The organism is Sphingomonas mollis (assembly GCF_016427505.1).
GTDB classification, from domain to species: Bacteria; Pseudomonadota; Alphaproteobacteria; order Sphingomonadales; family Sphingomonadaceae; genus Sphingomonas; species Sphingomonas mollis.
The window spans coordinates 191269-212919 of the sequence record NZ_JAELXS010000002.1; the positions used below are offsets into that span (position 1 = coordinate 191269).

Sequence of the window (21651 nt, forward strand, 5' to 3'; positions counted from 1 at the left end):
TCAGAGTGAGGTGAGCGTCGCGAGCCGTTCCAGCGCCTCGATCGGCGCCGCCTCGGGATAGCATTCCGCGGTTGCCGGCAGGATCAGCCAAGGCTGCCTGCTGCGCGTCCAGATGTGCAGCGGCACGTCGATCCGTGCGCTGTCGTCCAGCGTGCCGGCCCGGATATTGACCAGCCACGGCCGCGCGTCGTTCGTATTGTACAGCCGCGTGTGACAGGTCAGGCAGAAGCGCTGCACCGAAAACCGCCTCATCGGATTGACGAAGCCATATTCGGTGACGGCGCCCTCCACCGCCAGCGCATCCGCCGCCATGAAGAACTGCATGCTGAACGCGCTGCCGCTCCACGTCTGGCAATCGGTGCAGTGGCATGCATAGGCGGCGGGCAACGTGTCGCGCGCCACCTTGTAGCGGACGGCGCCACAACGGCAGCCGCCCGCAATCACCTCAGGCGCCCTTTTGCAGGTGACGCCGCCCCAGCAACTCGGCGATCTGCACCGCGTTCAGCGCCGCACCCTTGCGAAGGTTGTCCGACACACACCACAGCGACAGGCCGAATTCCACCGTCGGGTCCTCGCGCACGCGGCTGACATAGGTGGCATCGTCACCCGCCGCCTCGATCGGGGTGATGTAGCCGCCATCCTCGCGCTTATCGATCAGCATGATGCCGGGCGCCTCGCGCAGGATGTCCTGCGCATCCTCGGCCGTCAGCTCGTTCTCGAACTCGACGTTCAGCGCCTCGGAATGGCCGACGAACACGGGCACGCGGACGCAGGTGGCGACGACCTTGATCTTCGCCCCCATGATCTTCTTGGTCTCGACCACCATCTTCCATTCTTCCTTGGTCGATCCGTCGTCCAGGAAGCTGTCGATGTGCGGGATCACGTTGAACGCGATCTGCTTGGTGAACTTGTTCGCCACCGCCGGATCGCCGACGAAGATGTTGCGGCTCTGTTCGAACAGTTCGTCCATGCCGACCTTGCCCGCGCCCGATACCGACTGATACGTCGCGACGACGACGCGCTTGATCGTTGCGGCATCGTGGAGCGGCTTCAACGCCACGACCATCTGCGCGGTCGAGCAATTGGGGTTGGCGATGATGTTCTTCGCCCTGTACCCGTCGATCGCGTCGGCATTCACCTCCGGCACGATCAGCGGCACGTCCGGGTCCATCCGGTACAGCGACGAATTGTCGATCACCGTGCAACCGGCGGCGGCAAACTTGGGCGCATAGACGGCGGTCGCTTCCGATCCGATCGCGAACAGTGCCATGTCCCAGCCGGCCGGGTCGAAATGCTCGATATTCTGCACCTTCAGCATCCGGCCGGTGTCGCCATATTCGATCTGGTCGCCCTGGCTGCGCGACGACGCCAGCACCGCGATCTCGTCGAGCGGGAATTCACGCTCGGCTAGGATGTTCACCATCTCGCGCCCGACATTGCCCGTCGCCCCAGCGACCACGACCCGGTAACCCATGTCTTTCTCCAAAATCCGTGGCGCGCCCGTAGCGTCATTGCGCCACGGCGTCCAATCGCTTTCCTAATCGTGCGTGCGGGTCATGCTGCGGGTGTGACGCAGCATGACCCGCATGGCCACATTTGCCCTACGGCGCAGGCGTTGCCGGCACCGGCGCTGCGGGCGGCGGCACGGCAGCCGCCTCGGGCTTGTTCTTCACCGTCCGTTCCAGGAACGACAGGATCGTCCCCCACAGATGCTGGCTGACCCCCGGTCCCGACACGCGGTGGGTGTAACCGGGGTAGAACATCATCTCGAACGGCGTCGCCGTCTTCTGCATCTCCGCCGCGAACGCGGTGGAGTTGTCGAGAAAGACATTGTCGTCCGCCATCCCGTGGATCAGCAGCAACGGATCGCGGATCTTCGCCGCATCCGCCACCGCCGCCGATGCCGCATAGGCCGCCGGGTCGAGACGGGGATCGCCCATATACCGTTCTGTGTAATGGGTGTCGTACAGCGTCCACTCCGTCACCGGCGCGCCGGATACGGCGGCGGCATAGACGCCCGGCGTCTTCTCCAGCATCTTGATCGACATGTATCCGCCATAAGACCAGCCATAGGTCGCGATCTTCGCCGGATCGACGAAGGGCAGCGTCTTCAGATAATCGGCGCCGGCGAGCTGGTCGGCGACCTCCACCGTCCCCATCGCGTGATAGATCTGATCCTCGAACGCCTTGCCGCGATTGATCGAGCCGCGATTGTCGATCTGGAAGAAGATGTAACCCTGATCGACCAGGAACTGCGGCAACGGCCCCTGCCAGCCGCGCGTCACCTGCTGGCTGTGCGGGCCGCCATAATGCTGGAAGAACACGGGGTATTTGCGGCCCGGCTCCAGCGGCGGCGTAATCATTTCCCAATGCAGCGTCGATCCGTCCGCCGCCTTGATCGTGCCGAACGTCGTCTGCTGATGGCTGGCGAGGTACGGGAAATAGGGATGGCCGGCGACCACCGCATTCTCGTTGATCCAGCGGACGCGCTTGCCCCCCGCATCGGCCAGATAGACCTGCGTCGGCTGCGTCGGGCTGGACCGCGATACGACGAAGCGGGTGGCCGTGCCGTCCATCGTCGCTGAATAGGTCGCGCCACGCTCGGTCAGGCGGGTGATGTCGTTCGGCTTGGCGATATCGACCGAATAGAGATGCTGTTCCAGCACATCGTCGCGCGTGCCGGTGAAGAATATCCGGCGCTTGCCCTCGTCGATCCCGACCAGTCCGGTCACGACCCAGTCGCCCTTGGTCAACTGCGTCCACTTGCCGGCCGCGAAGCGGTAAAGATGGCCGTAACCGCTGCGTTCGGACCGCCAGATCAGGCTGCCGTCGCGCATGATCTGATAGGCATCGGTCAGGTTCAGCCAGCTTTTCTCGCCGGCCCGCTCGGTGAACAGGATCGTCGACTTGCCCGTCGCCGGATCGACGCGCAGCACGTCCATCCGCTTCTGGTCGCGCGACTGGCGCTGGATCAGCAGTCCCGAACCATCCGGCGTCCAGTCGACACGCGCCAGATAGATGTCGCGCTCCGCCCCCAGATTGACCTTCACCTGTCCGGTGCCGTCCGGCTTCATCACATACAGGTCGACCAGCACGTTGGGGGTGCCGGCCGCCGGATAGCGTTGTTCGTACACCCGCGTGCCGGTGGCGCCGATCGCCGCGCGCGTGGCGACATGGACCGGCGCCTCATCGAAACGCTCGACCGCGATATAGCGGTCGTCGGGGCTCCACCAATACCCCGTGCTGCGGTCCATCTCCTCCTGCGCGACGAATTCGGCCTCGCCCCAATGGACGGTGCCGGCGCCATCGGTGGTCGCTGCCTTCGCCGCGCCGGCATTGGGGCCAAGCGATTGCACGTACAGGTTCTGATTGCGGACATAGCTGACGAAGCCGCCACGCGGCGATACGACGGGATTGAGCGCCCCGCCCGCGCCCCCGTCCGCACCTTGCGTCAGCTTGCGGACATTGCCGTCCAGCGTGGCGAGGAACAGATCGCCGTCCAGCGGCACCAGGATCGACTTGCCGTCCGACGACCAGTCATACGCCACGATCCCCTTCGATCCGCCGATCCGCGCCCGCTCGCGCTGCATCTTCTCCGCTTCGGACAGTTCCGCGCCGGACCCGACCTTGCCCGAATCCACCAGCATCCGTTCCGCACCCGTCGCGGTATCCGTCGCCCACAGGTCGAACCGCTCCTTGTCGTCCGCGCGGTTGCGCAGACTGGTCAACAGGCTGCCATCGGGCGACAAGCGCAACGATCGCGGCTGCTGGCCCGACAGGTCGGGATTGCCGAACACCCGTGCCAGCGTCAGGTCGCCACCCTCGATCGGGGGGACCGGCGCGAGCGTCTCCGCCTGCACCGGCGCGGTCGTCGTCGGTGGCACGACTTGGTCAGCGGCCATCGCGGCCGTCCCCGTCGAGGCCAAGGCCAATCCCAGCAACCATGCGCGCATCCCGTCAGTCTCCGGAGGATCATGCCCCGCGGTCACGGAGCGTGGCCGCTTATCGCGACCGGCGGCGGCGGCCACAACCCCCGAGTTTGCCCGATATTTTCGATGAACGACGCGATCGATGAAAGCGCCGTCAACCAACTCTTTACGCCGACACGTGTAGAACCATTTTGAAGGCAGTGGCGCGGGATGGCGTATCGGCCGTGCACCTTCACGTTGGGACCAGACATTTGGATAATCGGCAGTTCGGCATGAGCATCGGCATCGAGCCCGCCAGTCCGCACAGCGCCTGGACCATGCTGACCGGTCTGATCGCGGTCGACGGCAGCACCCGTCACCCGCATGTCCGCCGCCTGCTCGCGCCCCGACCATCGCGCCGCGACCTGTCGGATGCCGTCCATGCGCTCTGCACGGTCCATGGCGGCCATCCCGGCATGATCGACGAGGCGAGCAAGCATTGCGCGCAACCCGACGCCTGCGACTGGCTGGCCGTCGCCGCACGCGGGTTCGCGGGTGAACGGGCGATGCTGGTGCGACTGTCGGCCGCCGTCGGCCCCTTGCCCTCCACACCCGGTCAGGCGGAGACGGAGGGCGTGCTGGTCGGCATGCGCCATGCGCTCGGCATGCTTGCCCAGTCGGATCGCGGCGGCTGCGCGACCGGCGCGGTGGCGGCGCTGGTGATGGACTGGGAAACGGTGCGGCAATTGCTCGCCGTCGCGGCGGATTGCTTCGGCGCCGAACTCGCCCCCAGCCGCCTGCCCGCCGCCGGCGTCAATGCCGCGGCGGTGGCGATGCTGGGCGACACCCCGGCGACCGAGCGGGCGATGGGATTCGGCGTGCGTCAGTTGCTCGGCCAGCAATACGGCCTGTGGAACCTGCTGGAAGCACGGGCGGCGGCGCGCGAGCCGCTATAGCCGGCCGCTTGCACCCGCCCGGCGCTTCCGCCACATCATGGGCGATGAAGCGCTTCGACAGCACCGGCAGCTATATCGCGACCGACGACCTGAAGGTGGCGGTCAACGCCGCCGTCCATCTCCGCCGCCCCCTGCTGGTGAAGGGCGAACCCGGCACCGGCAAGACGGTGCTGGCGCACGAGATCGCCCGCGCGATCGACGCGCCGCTGATCGAATGGACGGTGAAGTCCACCACCAAGGCCGCGCAGGGCCTCTACGAATATGATGCCGTCGCCCGCCTGCGCGACGGCCAGCTCGGCGATCCCCGCGTCCACGACATCGGCAATTACATCCGCCGCGGCAAATTATGGGACGCCTTCACCCGTCCCGCGCCGCCGGTGCTGCTGATCGACGAGATCGACAAGGCGGACATCGAATTCCCCAACGACCTGCTCCACGAAATCGATCGCATGGAATTCCATGTCTACGAGACGGGAGAGACGGTGCGCGCGGTGGAACGGCCGATCGTCGTCATCACCTCGAACAACGAAAAGGAGCTACCCGACGCGTTCCTGCGCCGATGCTTCTTCCACTATATCCGCTTTCCCGATCGCGACACGATGCAGGCGATCGTCGACGTGCATTTCCCCGGCATCCAGAAGCTGCTCGTCGCCCGCGCGCTCGACCTGTTCTACGAGGTCCGCGAGGTGCCTGGGCTGAAGAAGAAGCCGTCGACGTCCGAACTGCTCGACTGGCTGAAACTGCTGCTGCACGAGGATTTGCCGCTAGACGTCCTGCAAAACCGCGACCCGACCAAGGCGATCCCGCCGCTCCATGGTGCGCTGCTGAAGAACGAGGCGGACGTGATGCTGTTCGAACGCCTCGCCTTCATGGCCCGGCGGCAGGGGCGGCCTTAACCCGGCCACCCCCGCCCCCTGACCGTCAGGCGCTAACCGCGCCGTGGCAATGCTTGTACTTGCGCCCCGACCCGCACGGGCATGGTGCGTTGCGGTTGACGCGCCCTTCCCATTCGGCCGGGTCCTCGCCCAGATCCTGCGCTTCCGGGCGGACCATCTGCAACGGTGGCAGCGTCGTCGTCACATAACCACGCGTCCCCGCGTCGATATCCGCCGAATTGTCCTCGCCCGTGAACGGGTCGAAATGCGTCGTGATGAAATCGGGCAGCGGCGGCAGTTCCGGCGGTGCCTGATACTGGAAATCGGCATGGCTGATCGTGCGCGCCACATCCTCGCGGATGTTGTCGAGCATCCGCTGGAACAGCGAGAACGCCTCCTGCTTATATTCGTTGATCGGCGTCTTCTGGGCATAGGCGCGCAGGTGGACGACCTGGCGCAGCGCATCCAGCGTCGACAGATGTTCCTTCCAGTGATGGTCCAGATGCTGGAGCAGGATCGACTTCTCGATCTGGATCCACGTCTCCGGCGCCACCTGAGCCGCCTTCTCGACCATCGCCTCGTCGGCGGCGGCCTGCACCCGCTCCAGCACGATCTCGGGATCGATCGCCTCTTCGGCCAGCCAGTCGTCGACCGGCAGATGCAGGTTCAGCAGATCGGCCAGCTTCAGCTTCATGCCCGCCACATCCCATTGTTCCGGATAGGAATTGGGCGGGCAGGATTCGCCGACGATCGTGTTCACCGTCTCCGCACGCATGTCGCTCATCATGTCGCCGACCGTCTCGGCATCCATGATGTCGGAGCGCTGCTCGTAGATGACCTTGCGCTGGTCGTTCATCACGTCATCATATTCGACGACCTGCTTGCGGATGTCGTAGTTGCGCGCCTCGACCTTCTTCTGCGCGGTCTCGATCGCCTTGCTCATCCACTTGGACGGGGGCAGCGCCTCGCCATCCTCCATGTTCGACCGCATCATCCGCGCGAACAGCGTGTCCGGCCCGAAGATGCGCAGCAGTTCGTCGTCGAGGCAGAGGTAGAAGCGCGACAGGCCGGGATCGCCCTGACGACCCGAACGCCCGCGCAACTGGTTGTCGATGCGCCGGCTCTCGTGCCGCTCGGTGCCCAGCACGAACAGGCCACCGGCCGCCAGCACCGCCGCCTTCTCCGCCACGATCTCCTCGCGCACCCGGTCGGCGACGCCCTCGTAATCCGGCGTGCCGGGATCGAGATCGCCATATTCATCGGTCATGCGAAATTCGAGATTGCCGCCCAACTGGATGTCGGTGCCGCGACCGGCCATGTTGGTGGCGATCGTCACCGCGCCCTTGCGACCCGCCTGCGCGACGATATGCGCCTCGGACTCGTGATAGCGCGCGTTCAGCACCTTGTGATCGACGCCCTCGGCGGTCAGGAATTCGGACAGCAGTTCCGATTTCTCGATCGACACGGTGCCGACCAGCACCGGCTGACCGGCAGCGGCATGTTCGCGGATGGTCTTGGCGATGCCGCGGAACTTGTCCTCGGTCGACTTGTAGAACGTGTCCTCCTCGTCGATCCGCTGGACGGGCACGTTGGTCGGGATCGACACGACGTTGATCTTGTAGATGTCGTAGAATTCGGCCGCCTCGGTCGCGGCCGTGCCGGTCATGCCGCCGATCTTGGGGTACATGCGGAAATAATTCTGGAACGTGATCGAGGCCATCGTCTGGTTCTCGGGCTCGATGTTCACGCCCTCCTTGGCCTCGACGGCCTGATGCAGACCCTCGGACCAGCGGCGGCCATCCATCATGCGGCCCGTGAACTCGTCGATGATGACGACCTTGCCGTCCTTCACGATGTAATCCGTGTCGCGCTTGAACATCATGTTCGCGCGCAGCGCCTGGTTCAAATGGTGGACGACCTGCGTGTTCTCGAAGTCATACAGGTTCTCGCCTTCCAGCAGTCCCGCCGCCTCCAGCATCCGCTCGGCGCGCTCGGTGCCGTCCTCGGTCAGGATGATCGACTTCTGCTTCTCGTCCTTCTCGTAATCCTCGGCCGTGAACTGCTTCACGACGACATCGACCTGCTTGTAGAGATCGGACTTGTCGTCGGTCGGGCCGGAGATGATCAACGGCGTGCGCGCCTCGTCGATCAGGATCGAGTCGACCTCGTCGACGATCGCGAAGTTGAACGCCCGCTGCGTCATGCCGCTGCGCTCGTACTTCATGTTGTCGCGCAGGTAATCGAAGCCGAACTCGTTGTTCGTGCCATAGGTGATGTCGGAATTGTACGCCGCGCTGCGCTGTTCGTCGGTCAGGTTCGGGATGATGACGCCCGTGGTCATCCCCAGAAAGCTGTACACCTGGCTCATCCACCCGGCGTCGCGGCTGGCGAGGTAATCGTTGACCGTGACGACGTGGACGCCCTTGCCCGGCAACGCATTCAGATAGGTCGCGAGGGTGGCGACCAGCGTCTTGCCCTCACCCGTCCGCATCTCGGCGATCTCGCCGCGATGAAGCACGATGCCGCCGATCATCTGCACATCGAAATGGCGCATGCCCAGCACGCGGCGCGCCGCCTCGCGCACCGTCGCGAACGCTTCGGGCAACAGGTCGTCCAGCTTGGCGCCGTTTGCCAGCTGCTCGCGGAACTTCACCGTCTGCGCGGCCAGATCGGCGTCGGACAGTGCCTCCAGCGTCGGTTCGAACGACGCGATCCTGGCGATGATGGGGTTGAGCGACTTGACGTAACGGTCGTTGGACGACCCGAAGAGCGACTTGGCGAGGCCACCGAACATGGGCGGAAATTCCTGATACGAGAGCGCACGGCACCGCGCCATCGCGGTCCCGCGCCGGTAAAGGGCGTTGGATCGGGCGGCGGCCCGGCTATTCGCGGCGGCGGCTGGCCCATAGCGGCTGGGACGGCGCAACCGACCATGCCGGCGTGACGATGGCGGCTGCCATCGCGGCCAGTGGCGCGATCCCCTGAACCGGCCGATGCGCCGCGCGCGGGCAGATCGACTGGGCGACGGCGACGGCGGCCTGTCCTGCCGTGACCTGCACCGCATCGGGCGCACGCACGCTGCCACCGATACCGGTGATCGCGGACAGCAGGGCCGACAGGAGGAGCAGCAGGTTCATGCGTATCCGCACATAGGCAGCAAGGGGTTAAAGGTCCATCCCGGCGTTACGGGTCACCTTGGTCCGCCCCTGTCCTACAGCCCCGTCATCTGTCATCGCTGCCGGGTGACATTCGAACACTACCGACCGGATTATAATCTGCGCACGCGCATGCGCGCCCACGCACGCGATCGCGCACGCGTGGGACGGTGTGACTTTTGAGACTTTCCACGCCCGCCACCTTGCCGCAAAGGCCGGATCATGAGCCATCCCGCATCCCCCCTCGCCCTCCCCTTTCCCGCCATGCCGCCGATCGCCGGCGTCGAGGTGCGCGTGGCGCGGGCGCGCTACAAGACGTGGGACCGGTGTGACCTGACCTTCGTCACGCTGGCGGCGGGAACGACGGTGGCCGGGGTGCTGACGCAGAGCCGCTGCCCCTCGCCCGAGGTCGAATGGTGCCGCAAGGCACTGGTGCTGGGTCAGGCGCGGGCGCTGGTCGTCAACGCCGGCAACTCCAACGCCTTCACCGGTGATCGCGGTCGACAGGCGGTGGAGGCGATCGCCGCCCGCACCGCCGCCCATGCCGGCTGCCAGCCGTCGGACATCTTCGTCGCCTCGACGGGCGTGATCGGCGTTCCCCTGCCGATCGACAAGGCGGAGGCGGGTCTGGATGCCGCGTTCACCAGCGACCTCTGCGGGTGGGAGGCGATGGCCGAGACGATCGGCACCACCGACACCTTTTCGAAGGGTGCGACGACGACCGCGATCGTCGATGGCCGGACGGTAACGCTGGTCGGGATCATCAAGGGGTCGGGCATGATCGCACCGGACATGGCGACGATGCTCGGTTTCATCTTCACCGATGCCGCCGTCGATCCCGCTTTCCTGCAACGCGCGATGACCGCTGCCAATGCGCCCAGCTTTTCGTGCATCACCGTGGATGGCGACACTTCGACCAGCGACACGGTGTTGGCTTTCGCGACCGGAGCGGCGGGCAATACGGCGCTGGTCGATGATGAAAGCGCCGGCGCCGATGCGTTCCGCGCGGCGCTGAACGACCTGTGCCATCAACTGGCGCTGCTGGTGGTGCGCGACGGCGAAGGCGCCAGCAAGCTGATCGAAATCGCCGTCACCGGCGCCGACAGCGACCGCAGCGCCCATCGCATCGCCATGAGCATCGCCAACTCGCCGCTGGTGAAGACCGCGATCGCGGGCGAGGACGCCAATTGGGGCCGCATCGTCATGGCGGTCGGCAAGGCCGGCGAACCGGCGGAGCGCGACAGGCTGGCGATCCGGTTCGGCGATACGCAGGTCGCCGAGGGCGGACTGGCCCTATCAGGGTATGACGAAGCGCCGGTCGCCGCGCATCTGAAGGGTCAGGAGATCGAGATCGGCGTCGATCTGGGCATCGGCGAGGGCAAGGCCACGGTATGGACCTGCGACCTGACGCACGGTTACATCTCGATCAACGCGGATTATCGGAGCTGAGAATGCGGCGCTGCCCCATCGGTGGCAGCGCCGCGGCGTCGTCAGGCGAGTTCGCCCTGTAGCCAGGCCTTCAACCGGCCCTTGGGCTCCGCACCGACCTTGGTCGCCGCGGGGACGCCGCCCTTGAACAGGATCATCGTCGGAATACCGCGAACGCCGTATTTACCGGGTGCATCGGGATTTTCGTCGATGTTCAGCTTGGCGATGGTCACCTGCTCGCCCAGCTCTTCGGAGATTTCTTCCAGCGACGGGCCGATCATCTTGCACGGCCCGCACCACTCGGCCCAGAAATCGACGAGCACCGGGCCATCGGCGCTCAGCACGTCCGCCTCGAAGCTCGCATCGGTGATCTGCTTGGTTGCCATCGTAAAATTACTCCTTCGACCTGCGACTTAGGGTGCCGGACCGCTGCGCTCAACACGCGACGGTTCAGCTTTGCTCCGTGGCGGGATAGCGTGGCTTGTGCGTCGCCAGATCGGCGGCGGTCAGTACGAACAGCCGGGGGCCGGCGGTATAGAGCAACGACGCCTCGATCGGCCGGCCGGGAAAGATCACGGCCAGGGCGGCGGCATAGCCCGCCATCTGGCGCCGATGATATTCCGGCGGCGTATCCGGCACCCGGCGCCCAGTCTTGAAATCGACGACGCGGATGGTGTCGCCGATCAGCAGCCGGTCGACCTTGCCCGCGATCACCATCCCGCCCTCGATTGTCGCGGCGATCGGCGCTTCGGCGAGGCTGTCGGGACCGAACAGCGCGGCATGGACGGGATCGTCGATGACCCGCAGGGCCGCCGTGACGATGTCGGCGCGGACCGCCGGATCGTCCACGCCGCCGGCACGGGCCAGCCAGCGGTCGGCCGCCGCCGGACGGTCGGGAGCGGCGACCGCCGGCAACCGCTCGAACAGCGCATGGAGCAGGCGGCCACGCTCTGCCGCCGCCCGCATCGCGGCGGTGGGTGGTGGATCGGACACCAGATCGTCGCCCAGCGCCGATGGCGCCAGCGGCCGCGAAGGCCGCAGTTCGATCGGTGCCGCGACGTTCGCCCAGTCGGGCAGCGTCACCGGCACCGCCACATCGCGCGGTCTGGCGCGAGCGACGGCAACGGGTGTGCCGTCCTCGTATAGCCGCTCGCCCTCGCCGGCCGGCACGCCCAGCGCCGTCATGGCGCGGGCGGCGGCGGCGTACCAGCTGGCGGCAGGTGGCTCGCCCCGCGCCCTCGGCCCGAGCGCACCGGCGATGACGAGACGTTCCTCGGCGCGCGTGGCCGCGACGTAGAACAGTCGCCAATGCTCCTCCAGCTCACGCGCATCGGCATCGGCACGCACCGGGTCGAGCGGCCCGCCGCGTTCGCTGGCACGCGGCGCGAAGATCGGGATCGGTGCAGCCCCCTCCTCCGGCGCCCAGCGCAGCACGGAGCGCGGCGAGGCGGTGGGATCGACGGTGGCATCCGCCAGGATGACGACGGGGGCCTGCAATCCCTTGGCGCCGTGCGCGGTCATGACCCGGACCGCATCGAGCGGTGCGGACGGATCGCGGACGATCTCGACATCGCCGCGATCGAACCAGTCGAGAAACCGCTGGAGCGACGGCGTCGTCGTGCTCTCGAACGCCAGCGCGGCGCTGAGCAATTCCTCGATCGGATCGCGCGCTTCGGCCCCCAGTCGACCGAGCAGCTTGCGACGACCGTCGAGCGGACCGGACAACATCTCTTCGAGAAACTGATACGGCGTGGTGAAATCGGCGCGCGACAGGATACGGCGAAGGGGAACGAGCCGCTCCGGCGGTTGCGTATCGCCCAGATGGCGCCACAGGCTGCCACCGGCCCGTGGCGCGGCGACCATCAAGTCGTCCTGCGTCCATCCGATCAACGGCGAGACGAGCAGGCTGGCCAGCGACAGGTCGTCGTCGGGCTGCAGCACGAAGCGGACGGCGGCCAGCAGATCCTGCACCGCCAGCGGCGCATTCAGACGCAGGCGATCGACGCCCGCGACAGGCACGCCCTCCGCATAGAGCCGCGCGACCAGCAGGGAAGCGAGTTCGCCGCGACGCTTGACGAGGATCATGATGTCCTCGGGCCGCATCTCGCGTCCCTTGGCGCCCAGCATCGTCTTGTCGTCCAGCCAGCGGCGGACCGCCCTGGCGATGTCGCCGGCCAATTGCCGGACGGCGTCGGTGATCCAGCCTTCCTCGTCATCGTCGCTGCCGCCCGCCACCACGGGGGGCCAGAGCGTCACGCTGCCGGAGCCGGGCACCTCGCTGGCATGCGCCTCGATATCTCCGATCGCCCCGAGGCCGGGTTCGGGCACCGCTTCGACGGCGGCATCGACGAAGCGGAGGATGGGGCGGGTCGACCGGAAACTGTGCGTCAGCGACAGGCGATGGAACGGCAGGCCGCGCTCATGCTCGGGCCAGTCGTCTTCGCCCTGCACCACCTGCGCTTGCATCCCGAACCGACGCTCGGCCCAGGCGAAGTTGAGCGGACTGGTGCCCTGAAACCCGAAGATCGCCTGTTTCCAGTCGCCAACGGTGAACAGCGTGCGCGTGGAGGGCGCATGCACGCCGCGACCGACGAAGAATTCGTCCGCCAGCGCTCCGACGATCCGCCACTGGTCGAGATTCGTATCCTGCGCCTCGTCGATCAGGACATGCTCCGTCACCTGATCCAGCTTGAACCGCACCCATTCGCCGACACCGGGCTGTTCGAGCAACGCGACCGTGGTGCGGATCAGATCGTCAAAATCGACGCCGCCGACCCGGCGCTTCGCGAGATTATAGGCGCGGGCATATTCACGACCGACATCCAGACCGGCAGCGAGCAGATCGGCGTATGCCGCCCGCGTGGTCAGCGATACGAGCGCGGTACATTCCTCACCCAATGCGGCGGCGAGTTCGACGTAATCGGGCTCGGCGGCGATCAGCTTCGGCGATGCCTTGCGCGGCTCACCCTTGCCGGTGAGGACGACGGTGGCCAGTTCCTCCAGCGCGGCGATGCGGCGGTCGACGGAGCCGGTGAGCCAGCGCGCGACGATATCGGCATGGGCGAGGCCGGTGGCCGTACCCCATGCGGCATTGGCCGCCGCGATCCGGCGGATGGCGGCAAGATCCATCGCCTCGCACCGGGCGGCGACGGCCTCCGTCACGTCGCCCTGCGGCAGGTCGAGCGCACGGCGCAGCCAAGGCTGGATACCACCGGGCAGCGCCTCCAACGCCTTCAGCGATCTGGCGCAGGCGTGCAGGAAATTCTCCGCGCCACCCTCGCCCAACCGCAGACTAAGCGCGCCGATCGTTTCGACCACGCGGTCGCGTCCTTCCCGCTCGGCATCCGATAGCATCGTCGCCAGCGCCTCACGGGCAAGGCCCGCTTCTTCGCGGGCTTCGAGCGGACGGAAGCCGGGGGTCAGCCCCGCCTCGACGGGAAACGCCGCCAACAACCCCTGACAGAAGCCATGAATGGTCTGGATGCGCAGGCCGCCACCGGGAGCGTCCAGCACCTTGGCGAACAAGGTGCGGGCGCGGGCGCGCTGGTCGGGATCGCCGTCCTCGCCCAGCGCATGGAGATCGGCGGCCAGTTCGGTGGCGGGCATCCGCACCCATGCGGCAAGGCGGGCGTTGACCCGGTGCGCCATCTCAGCCGCGCCCGCCTTGGTGAAGGTCAGGCACAGGATCGCCGAGGGATCGACACCCTTCAGCAACAGGCGAAACACGCGGGCGGACAGCACCTGCGTCTTGCCGGTGCCGGCGGAGGCGGACAGCCAGACATGCGCCTGCGGATCGCTGGCATGCGCCTGATCGCCCTTCAGGCGGGGGAGCGGGCGAAGCTCAGCGGTCACGGCCGTACCATTCGTCGCGGCGCATCAATTGGTCGTAATCGGCATAGGGCGCGTATTCGGGCACCAGCTTGGCGGTGAAGGGTTCGTCGCCGGTCAACCACAGGTCGGCGACCTCCGCGAAATTATGCGCGGCGACGGCGGTGAAGCGATCGGTGACAACCCGGTCGCGCTTGCCCTCGGGATCGACGGGCGACTCGATGAAGCCGAAAGCATCGCGGCGTTTGGCGAGCGACCAATATTCGAAGGCGCCGGCAACGCCCCTGATATGATCGAAGCCGCCGCGTTCGGCGATCAGCCCCAGCAAGCCGAGTTGCAGGCTGAATCCTTCGCGCACCGCCGTCGCCGATGGCGGCTTGCCGGTCTTGTAATCGATGACCGCGAGCTTGCCGTCGGGAAGTAGATCGATGCGGTCGTAACGGCCGGACAGTTTGACGCCGGCGATCTCGATCTCGCCGCGCCCTTCGGCGGATAGGACCTTGCGACCCTCCCCGGCCATGGCGGTGACCTGACCCGCGATCCAGTCGATCGCTTCACGCAGGCGGGGCTGCCAGAGCGCGCGGAGCAACGGATGCACCTCCGCCTGTTCCAGCATCGCCAGGGCGCGGGGGCGGAGGGCGTCGGGCGCGCAGGCATCCTCCTTCCACCATGCTTCCAGGATCGCGTGGACGGCCGTGCCGCGCCAGGCGGCGGTCGGATCGGCATCGACCGGGTCGAGCGGCGACAGGCGCAGCACCCGGCGGGCGTAGAAAGAATAAGGGTCGGCCTTCAGCCGGTCCACCTCGGTCACCGAAATGGCACGCGGACGCAGTTCGGCCGCCGGCGATGGCGCGGGCCGGTCGGCCGGCATCGGCACCGGTGCGGCATCGAGCAGCCGGGCCTGTTGCTCCAGCACATGGTCGCGCTCGAACCGGTCGCCGGCCATCGCCTGCAACCGAAGCCACAAGCGCGAGGCCAGCGCCGGCGACGACGCATCGCGGCGGGCGCGGGTCACCAGCACCTGCGGCGCGCCTAGGCCTTGCGCGAAATCATGCGCGGCGATGCCGATCCGACGCTCCAGCCCCGGCAGGCCGAGCGTCGTGCGGATACGCGGCGCGAGCCATGGATCGGGCGAAGGGCGGCCGGGCCAAACCCCCTCGTTCAACCCACCGAGGATCATCAGGTCGGCGGACTGAAGCCGCGCCTCGATCAGACCATAGATCGCGATCCGGGGGTGCCAGTCGCGCTGCTGACGCACCGCGATCTCGTCGAGCAGCGTCCGCATCAACGTCGGCAGTTCGGCTGGATCGACGCGGGGCGGACCAGCCGGAGCCTCGACCTCCAGATCGGCGACGAACTCAGCGGCGGCGCGGCCGGCGGGACCGGACCAGAGCGGATCGCCACAGAGATCGACGGCGGTTTCGCGCAAGGCCGCAACGAGGCCGGCGAGCGGCTGGGGACCGGCATCGAAGATAGCGGCCAGCGGGTCGAGCAACGCCCGCACCTCTTCCCAGAACGTCGCCGCATGGCCCTTCAATACCGTGCCGATACCATGCAGACCGGCGGGCGGACGCGGACCGCGTAATCCCCGGTCGAGCGCGCGGACGCCGTCCAGCCACGGCAGGCGATCCTTGCCACCGCGGACCAGCGGATGCTTGAGCAGCGCCAGCAGCGGCAAGGGCGAGAAACGCTGCGCCGCCGCCTCCGCCAAGGCCAGCAACAGCGTACCCGAGGCGTTGAGGGACAGCGGTCGACCCGCGGTATCCTCGATTTCGATACCCCAGCGGCTGCAATGCACCGCGACGCGGCGGGCCAGCGCGCGATCGGGCGTGACCAGCGCGGCGGTGCGCCCGGGTTCCTCCAGGGCACCCCGCAACGCCAGAGCGATCGTCTGCGCCTCGTCGGCGGGCGTCGCCAGTTCGGCAGCCAAGACGCCGGACAAGCGACGGTCGGCAGCCGCGAGGTCCGTCCATTTACCGGTAAAATCGGCGGGCGCCAGCGCATTGGCGATGGCGCGGCCACGGGCGGCGTTCGCGTCCGGTCCCTCGCCGCCGCCCCGCCAGCGGGCGACCTCGTCACGGGCGACGCCCATGCGATCGAGCATCACCTTCAGATGAAATTGCGGGTGGGTTTCGATCGAGCGGCGGATGAAACCGGTATCGGGATCTGGCCGATGGGGGCCGAGGGCGTCCCATTCCTCTGCCGGCATGCCGAGGTCGAGATCGGCGAACACCACCTGCCCCTGCGGCATCGCCGCCACGCAACGGAGCAGCCGGGCAACGGCGGGCGCCGCATCGGTGACGCCCGCCGCACAGACGAAACCGGCGGGCGGGGTGGCATGCCAGCGGCGTTCCAGTTGATCCAGCAAACGCGACCGGCGATCCGCCGCGTCGATCGCGCCGAGCTTGGCCAGCTCGCCCGGCCAGCGATTGATCACCACCGAAAAGGTCGACAGCGCGCGGCGCCAATGTTCGGTCAACTCCGGCGCGAGGTCCAGCTCGGTCAGCCTGTGCGGCGGCACTTCCTCCACCAGCAGCTGATCGAGGGTACGGGCCAGCTCGCCGGCAAGCCGCACCGCTTCCGAAGAAGAAACAGGCTCGCCCGCACGCTCGCGTTCCTCCGCGACCAGGCGGGCGAGGATCATGCGGCGCGCATAGGGGGCGACGGCGGGCGGTGGTGGTTCCTCGGTATCGGCGACGTCGAGCGCCGCACCGATCGCCTCGCCCAGATCGGGATCGCCGAGGGGAACCAGCCGTGGCAGGATCAACCCGCCGCCACTGGCCCGCACGAACGCATCGCTCACGGCCCGGACGGCGCGATTGTTGGGCAGCAAAACCAGTCCGCGCGCCAGATCGCCGGGTGACCGTCCGCGCATCAATCCGGCAACGAGGGCATCCGCAAAGGCACGGTGAGCCGGAATGGTGAACAGCCGCAAGCCACGTTCAGGCATCCAGAAGAAGCGCCTCGGTACGGGGAATGGCGGCGGGGGTGCCGACGTCGAACCACAGACCCTGATGCACCTGCCCGTATGCGCGGCCAGCGGCGATCGCCCGGTCCCAGAACAGGTTGGTGGAAAACGGTCCCTCCGGCCAGTCGGCGATCAATCGCGGATGGATGATCTGAATGCCGGTATAGGCGAACGGCGCCACGGTGCCGGGACGCCGACGGCGCGTGATCCGCCCGTCGCTGCCCAGGTGGAAATCACCGGCGCCGCGATGATTGTGCGCGCGGGCGAGCGGCACCATCAACAGCAGCGCATCCATCGTCGCATCGTCCCATCGGGCCGCAAGCAATTTCAGCGAATCGACCGGGCCGTCGATCCAGAGGTTATCGCTGTTCAGGACGAACACGGGCTCGTCCCCCAGCAGATCGCGCGCCTGCACCAGACCCCCGCCGGTCTCCATCAACCGGCCGCGCTCGTCCGACACGATCACCTCGATATCGGCGAACCGCTGTTCCAGATGCGCCTCCAGCGTATCCGCCAGGTAGTGGACGTTGACGATGGCGCGGCGGACGCCGGCCGCACCCAACCGGTCGAACACATGGTCGATCAGCGGCTTGCCGGCCACCTGCACCAGCGGTTTCGGGCGGGTGGCGGTAAGCGGGCGCATCCGCTTGCCGAGACCGGCGGCCATCACCATTGCGGTACGGGGTACGGGCTTGCCCGGATCGGGACGGATCGACCATTGACGGGTCATGCCAGCGTTCCCGCAAGAGGTGCTATGGCCAACGGGTCGCCACGGCGATCGGCGGGCACATGGGCGTCGAACCAGGCCGCGACGGGTGCCAACACCGGTTGGGCCAGATCACGGTCGAGGTACGCCCAGACCCGGGGACACAGGCCGGCGTAGCGCGACTTGCCGTCGCGCTGCCATAGCCGCGTGAAGATGCCGATGATCTTGGCGTTCCGCTGCGCCCCCAGTACATGATAGGCGCGAAGAAAGTCGTCGCCGACGTCGGTCGCGGCACGATATCGGTCCAGCATCGCGGTCTCGATCGCCGGGTCGACGTCGCGGCGCGCATCCTGCAGCAGCGAGACGAGATCATACGCGGGATGACCGGCCAGCGCGTCCTGAAAATCAAGCAGACCCAACCGACGATCATCGCCGACCAGCATCAGATTTTCCGCGTGATAATCCCGCAATACGGTAACCGGTTCGGCGGCAAGCGTGTGCTCGAACACGGCATCCCATGCCGATCGGTAGCCATCGACATCGACATCGATCCCGACGGCCGGACAATACCATTCCACAAACAGCCCGGCCTCACGGTGCAGTACCGCCCGGTCATATGGCGCCACGGGTCCGGCCGGCTGGCGGGCAAGATCGATCAGCAGATCGACCGCCTGTCCGTAGAGCGCTGCCTCTTCGCGACGATCCGCATCGACCGTCTCGCGGAACCGGATATCGCCGAGATCACTCAACAGCAGCAGGCCTTGTTGCTCGTCGAGAGCGAGGATTGCAGGCGCCAGGAACCCGGCTTCCTCAAGCCAGCGCGCCATCGTGACGAACGGCCGGCAATCCTCCTGCGGCGGCGGGGCATCCATCAGCACGGCGCTGCGATCCCCATCCACAACGCGAAAATATCGCCGGAACGACGCGTCGCCGGCCAGCGGTTCGATCAGGGCATTGCCCCAGCCGTGCGCCGTCAGAAAGTCAGCGGCGCCGGCGGGTGGAAACATCGGCGGCGGGATCAGATCGGCCATCGCGTTTCCCAAGCCGGGGGCACCGCCGCTGTCAAGCGACGCGTGCCATCGGGCTCGATCGCCAGCGTCAACACCAGCGCGTCGGGCCATGCCGCCGCACCGGCACGTTCCGGCCATTCGACCAGCAGGACGCCGTCGTATCGCTCGTCCTCCAGCCCCAATTCCTCGACCTCGGCAGGATCATCCAGCCGGTAGAGATCGACATGCAGCACGGACAGGACGACCTCGGGAGGGCGATAGGGTTGCACGATGGCGAAGGACGGTGAAGGCGCCTCGCTGGCAAGGCCGAGCGCCGCCAGCAGACCGCGCGCGATGCTGGTCTTGCCGGCACCGAGCGGCCCGGCCAGCGTCACTACATCACCAGCCTGAACCGCCTTGGCGAGACGCGCGCCGAACGCCTCGGTCGCGGCGGCATCCGGAAGGATCATCGCCGGGGCAGCTCCACCGTCACCAATGTGCCCTGCCCCAGCTCGGACACCAGGTTGATCGTGCCGCCATGCGCCTCCACGAATTGACGAGCGAGCGGCAGTCCCAGCCCCAGCGCGCGTTCGCCACCCGGTTGCAGGTGAGGCTCCGCGAACCGATCGAACGCGCGCGCGATGCTGTCAGCGTCGAGGCCCGGTCCATCGTCCGACACGATTATTCGCGCCCGGGTCGCATTGCCATCGGCATGGAGGAGGATACGTCCTCCTTGCGGCAACGCCGCCAGCGCATGGCGCAGCAGATGTTCGATCACCTCGCGGAGCCGCCGCTGGTCGCCCTGAACGCGACCGACCGAACGGGCGACCTCGACCGCGAAATCGATCTTGTGACGCTTGATCGCCGGCTGGACGGCGCCGGCGGCGATGCGGGTGACGGCGGCCAGATCGACATCGCCGCGCTCGATCTGCGCGCCCTCGTCGCCGCGGGTCAGGTCGAGCACGTCGTCGATCAACAGGCCCAGGCGTTCGACCGAGTCGAGGATCGCTTCGGTATAGCTGGTCGCCTGTTCGGGCAGCTTGCCGGCATAACCACCATGCAGCATTTCCGCGAAGCCGCTGATAGAGGTCAGCGGGGTCTTCAGTTCGTAGCTCATGTTCGCCACGAACTGGGTCTTTACCTTGTCCGCCGCTTCCAGTGCATTGGCGCGCTCACGCAACGCGTATTCCGCGCGGCGGCTGTCGGTGATGTCGAGCAGCGTGAACAGCGCATTGCCATCCGGCAGCGGCACCGCGGCAAATTCGAAATGGCGGCCATCGGCGAGTTCGACACGACCACCCCTTTGCTGGCGCTCCCCGGTGGCGGATCGCACCAGATCGGAGATCAGGCCGGATCGGGCCGGGGTCGCCAGCTTGCTCGCTACCCGTTCTGCAAAGGCATCGACACGGGGATGTGTGGACAGAAACTCCTCCTCGACACCCCACAGCGCCCGGAACCGGTTATTCCACAGCTGGAGACGGCCATCGGCGGCGAAGACGCCCAGCGCCTCGAACAGATTGTCGAAGGTCGCGGTCCGCACCCGCAACAGGGTATCCCGCGCGCTGGCGAGCTGTACCTGTTCGGTCCGATCCTCGAAGATGATGAGCAGACCGCCATCGGGCAACGACTGGGCAACGACGCGCAGATGCGTGCCGCCCGGCAGATGCCAATTCTCCTCGGTCGCCCCGTCCGCGCCGACGAACCAGTCGCGTCGTTCCGCTTTCCACCCGGGAAAGTCGCGTACTTCCGGCAAGCGGTTCGACTCGCGCATCCGTTCCAGCACGCGGTCGAATTCCGGACGATCGACCAGCCATTCGGCACGCATGGCGAACATACGGCGGAACGGCTGATTGTAGAATTCCAGAGTGCGGTCGCCGCCGAACTGCACGACGCCCGCAGACAGGCGGTCGAGCATCCCGCGCTGCGCCTCGGCGAAGCGTTTGGCGCCGTTACGTGCCTGTTCCAGCTCCTCGATATCGACCGCGAAGCCCGCCACGCCGCCGGTCGGCAGCGGCACATCGATGATCCTGAGCGTCCGCCGGCTGCCACCAATGGTCGCTGGCAACACCTGCTCGGTCGGGCGACCGTGGCCGCGGGCGGTCGTGGCGCCGGCGATCGGTCCACCGCGATCGGAGCCCTCGACCAGTTCCAGTCCCCGCGTCACCACATCGGTCGCGTCGCGTCCTTCGACGGCCGCGACATAAGCGGAATTGACCATCGTCAGCCGCAGGTCGGCACCGCGATACCACATGGGTAGCGGCGCAGCCTCGATCAGCCCGGTCAGCGCGTCATAGGCTTCGCGCATTCGCGCACTGCCCTCGCGCAGGCGCTCGATCTCGCCGCGCGTGTCGGTGGCGTCATGCACCCACACGAACACGCCGTTGCCGAACTCCGCCGGGGCGCGGGCGCCGCGCAAGGATAGCGAGCGGGCCGATCCCTGCGGTCGCATCGTCCGATCGAACGCGCGGCCGGATCGCTGTGCCACCGCCACATCATGGGCCAGCATGGCGGCATCGTCGGTGGTCAACCCCGCATCGCCCGCCGACATCTCGACCAGAGAGCGCGGCGGCGCGGGCAGACCGAACCAGTCGGCCAAGCCGGCCGACATCTCGACCTTGCCATCGCCCCGCACCACCATCGCCAGCGCGGTACTGGTGCGCAGCATCGCTTCCAGTCGGCGATTATCGCTCGACACGATGGCCGCCCGCGCCCGCGCCCGCAGGCCAAGGAACAGGAGCAGGACCCCGATGGCGAGCAAGGCGAACAGGATGGCGCCCATGACGATCGCCGTCTCGTTGCGCAGGACGATCATGGTCGTTGGCCGGACGGACGCGTTGC

General features: G+C 67.3%; 15 protein-coding genes. 3 read left to right on the forward strand and 12 right to left on the reverse strand.

From position 1 onward, the window contains the following. The 3 genes from JAO74_RS04360 to JAO74_RS04370 form a co-directional block, all read right to left on the reverse strand. Positions 1 to 444 carry a GFA family protein gene (locus tag JAO74_RS04360; protein ID WP_199035525.1) on the reverse strand — a complete coding sequence of 148 codons (444 nt, stop codon included), beginning with the start codon at positions 442 to 444 and terminating at the stop codon, positions 1 to 3. A 1-nt stretch (position 445) separates the two neighbouring features. Further along, the gene (locus JAO74_RS04365; RefSeq protein WP_199035532.1) at positions 446 to 1474 is read right to left on the reverse strand and encodes an aspartate-semialdehyde dehydrogenase; all 1029 of its coding nucleotides are present in this window, start codon (positions 1472 to 1474) and stop codon (positions 446 to 448) included. Between the two features lie 127 nt (positions 1475 to 1601). Next, positions 1602 to 3953: a S9 family peptidase gene (locus JAO74_RS04370; protein ID WP_199035535.1), complete on the reverse strand. Its 2352-nt coding sequence runs from the start codon at positions 3951 to 3953 to the stop codon at positions 1602 to 1604. Positions 3954 to 4201: 248 nt separating this feature from the next. Here JAO74_RS04370 and JAO74_RS04375 point away from each other — a divergent pair, with 248 nt between their 5' ends. Together JAO74_RS04375 and JAO74_RS04380 are read left to right on the forward strand one after the other, a co-directional pair. Continuing rightward, positions 4202 to 4864 (forward strand): DUF6975 family protein, encoded by a 663-nt coding sequence (locus JAO74_RS04375; RefSeq protein ID WP_233150663.1) that lies wholly within the window; start codon positions 4202 to 4204, stop codon positions 4862 to 4864. Positions 4865 to 4908: 44 nt separating this feature from the next. Next, a complete protein-coding gene (locus tag JAO74_RS04380) occupies positions 4909 to 5760 on the forward strand; it encodes an AAA family ATPase (RefSeq protein WP_199035536.1) in 852 nt (283 codons plus the stop codon). A 25-nt stretch (positions 5761 to 5785) separates the two neighbouring features. Here the strand turns inward: JAO74_RS04380 and secA are convergent, their stop codons facing one another. Further along, on the reverse strand, positions 5786 to 8533 hold the full coding sequence (gene secA / locus JAO74_RS04385) for a preprotein translocase subunit SecA (RefSeq protein ID WP_199035539.1): 2748 nt from the start codon (positions 8531 to 8533) through the stop codon (positions 5786 to 5788). 88 nt (positions 8534 to 8621) lie between these two features. Next, positions 8622 to 8876 carry a hypothetical protein gene (locus JAO74_RS04390; protein WP_199035541.1) on the reverse strand — a complete coding sequence of 85 codons (255 nt, stop codon included), beginning with the start codon at positions 8874 to 8876 and terminating at the stop codon, positions 8622 to 8624. 240 nt (positions 8877 to 9116) lie between these two features. On the opposite strand from JAO74_RS04390, the gene argJ reads away from it, so the two are divergent. Beyond that, positions 9117 to 10343: a bifunctional glutamate N-acetyltransferase/amino-acid acetyltransferase ArgJ gene (gene argJ / locus JAO74_RS04395; protein ID WP_199035542.1), complete on the forward strand. Its 1227-nt coding sequence runs from the start codon at positions 9117 to 9119 to the stop codon at positions 10341 to 10343. A gap of 41 nt (positions 10344 to 10384) precedes the next feature. On the opposite strand, the gene trxA is transcribed toward argJ, so the two are convergent. From trxA to JAO74_RS04430, 7 genes are all read right to left on the reverse strand, one after another. Further along, on the reverse strand, positions 10385 to 10708 hold the full coding sequence (gene trxA / locus JAO74_RS04400) for a thioredoxin TrxA (protein WP_056527677.1): 324 nt from the start codon (positions 10706 to 10708) through the stop codon (positions 10385 to 10387). Positions 10709 to 10772: 64 nt separating this feature from the next. Then, a complete protein-coding gene (gene addA, locus JAO74_RS04405) occupies positions 10773 to 14174 on the reverse strand; it encodes a double-strand break repair helicase AddA (RefSeq protein WP_199035543.1) in 3402 nt (1133 codons plus the stop codon). Further along, positions 14164 to 17100, reverse strand: coding sequence for a double-strand break repair protein AddB (gene addB / locus JAO74_RS04410; RefSeq protein ID WP_199035544.1), 2937 nt, complete (start codon positions 17098 to 17100; stop codon positions 14164 to 14166). The genes addA and addB overlap by 11 nt, the downstream gene beginning before the upstream one ends. Then, a complete protein-coding gene (locus JAO74_RS04415; protein WP_199035545.1) occupies positions 17093 to 17848 on the reverse strand; it encodes a nucleotidyltransferase family protein in 756 nt (251 codons plus the stop codon). The genes addB and JAO74_RS04415 overlap by 8 nt, the downstream gene beginning before the upstream one ends. Then, positions 17845 to 18831 carry an aminoglycoside phosphotransferase family protein gene (locus JAO74_RS04420; protein WP_199036074.1) on the reverse strand — a complete coding sequence of 329 codons (987 nt, stop codon included), beginning with the start codon at positions 18829 to 18831 and terminating at the stop codon, positions 17845 to 17847. The genes JAO74_RS04415 and JAO74_RS04420 overlap by 4 nt, the downstream gene beginning before the upstream one ends. Positions 18832 to 18842: 11 nt before the next feature. Continuing rightward, the gene (gene tsaE / locus JAO74_RS04425; protein WP_199035551.1) at positions 18843 to 19283 is read right to left on the reverse strand and encodes a tRNA (adenosine(37)-N6)-threonylcarbamoyltransferase complex ATPase subunit type 1 TsaE; all 441 of its coding nucleotides are present in this window, start codon (positions 19281 to 19283) and stop codon (positions 18843 to 18845) included. Then, positions 19280 to 21625, reverse strand: a complete 2346-nt coding sequence (locus JAO74_RS04430; protein WP_199035553.1) for a PAS domain-containing sensor histidine kinase — start codon at positions 21623 to 21625, stop codon at positions 19280 to 19282. Before JAO74_RS04430 ends, tsaE begins: the two co-directional genes overlap by 4 nt. Between the last annotated feature and the right edge of the window lie 26 nt (positions 21626 to 21651).

Coding starts and splice junctions, on each gene's coding strand:
- JAO74_RS04380 (WP_199035536.1), top strand. CDS start 4,909: ATGAAGCGCTTCGACAGCACCGGCAGCTATATCGCGACCGACGACCTG.
- trxA (WP_056527677.1), bottom strand. CDS start 10,708: ATGGCAACCAAGCAGATCACCGATGCGAGCTTCGAGGCGGACGTGCTG.
- secA (WP_199035539.1), bottom strand. CDS start 8,533: ATGTTCGGTGGCCTCGCCAAGTCGCTCTTCGGGTCGTCCAACGACCGT.
- JAO74_RS04430 (WP_199035553.1), bottom strand. CDS start 21,625: ATGATCGTCCTGCGCAACGAGACGGCGATCGTCATGGGCGCCATCCTG.
- JAO74_RS04390 (WP_199035541.1), bottom strand. CDS start 8,876: ATGAACCTGCTGCTCCTCCTGTCGGCCCTGCTGTCCGCGATCACCGGT.
- JAO74_RS04365 (WP_199035532.1), bottom strand. CDS start 1,474: ATGGGTTACCGGGTCGTGGTCGCTGGGGCGACGGGCAATGTCGGGCGC.
- addB (WP_199035544.1), bottom strand. CDS start 17,100: ATGCCTGAACGTGGCTTGCGGCTGTTCACCATTCCGGCTCACCGTGCC.
- JAO74_RS04420 (WP_199036074.1), bottom strand. CDS start 18,831: ATGTTTCCACCCGCCGGCGCCGCTGACTTTCTGACGGCGCACGGCTGG.
- argJ (WP_199035542.1), top strand. CDS start 9,117: ATGAGCCATCCCGCATCCCCCCTCGCCCTCCCCTTTCCCGCCATGCCG.
- JAO74_RS04375 (WP_233150663.1), top strand. CDS start 4,202: ATGAGCATCGGCATCGAGCCCGCCAGTCCGCACAGCGCCTGGACCATG.
- JAO74_RS04415 (WP_199035545.1), bottom strand. CDS start 17,848: ATGACCCGTCAATGGTCGATCCGTCCCGATCCGGGCAAGCCCGTACCC.
- JAO74_RS04370 (WP_199035535.1), bottom strand. CDS start 3,953: ATGCGCGCATGGTTGCTGGGATTGGCCTTGGCCTCGACGGGGACGGCC.
- tsaE (WP_199035551.1), bottom strand. CDS start 19,283: ATGATCCTTCCGGATGCCGCCGCGACCGAGGCGTTCGGCGCGCGTCTC.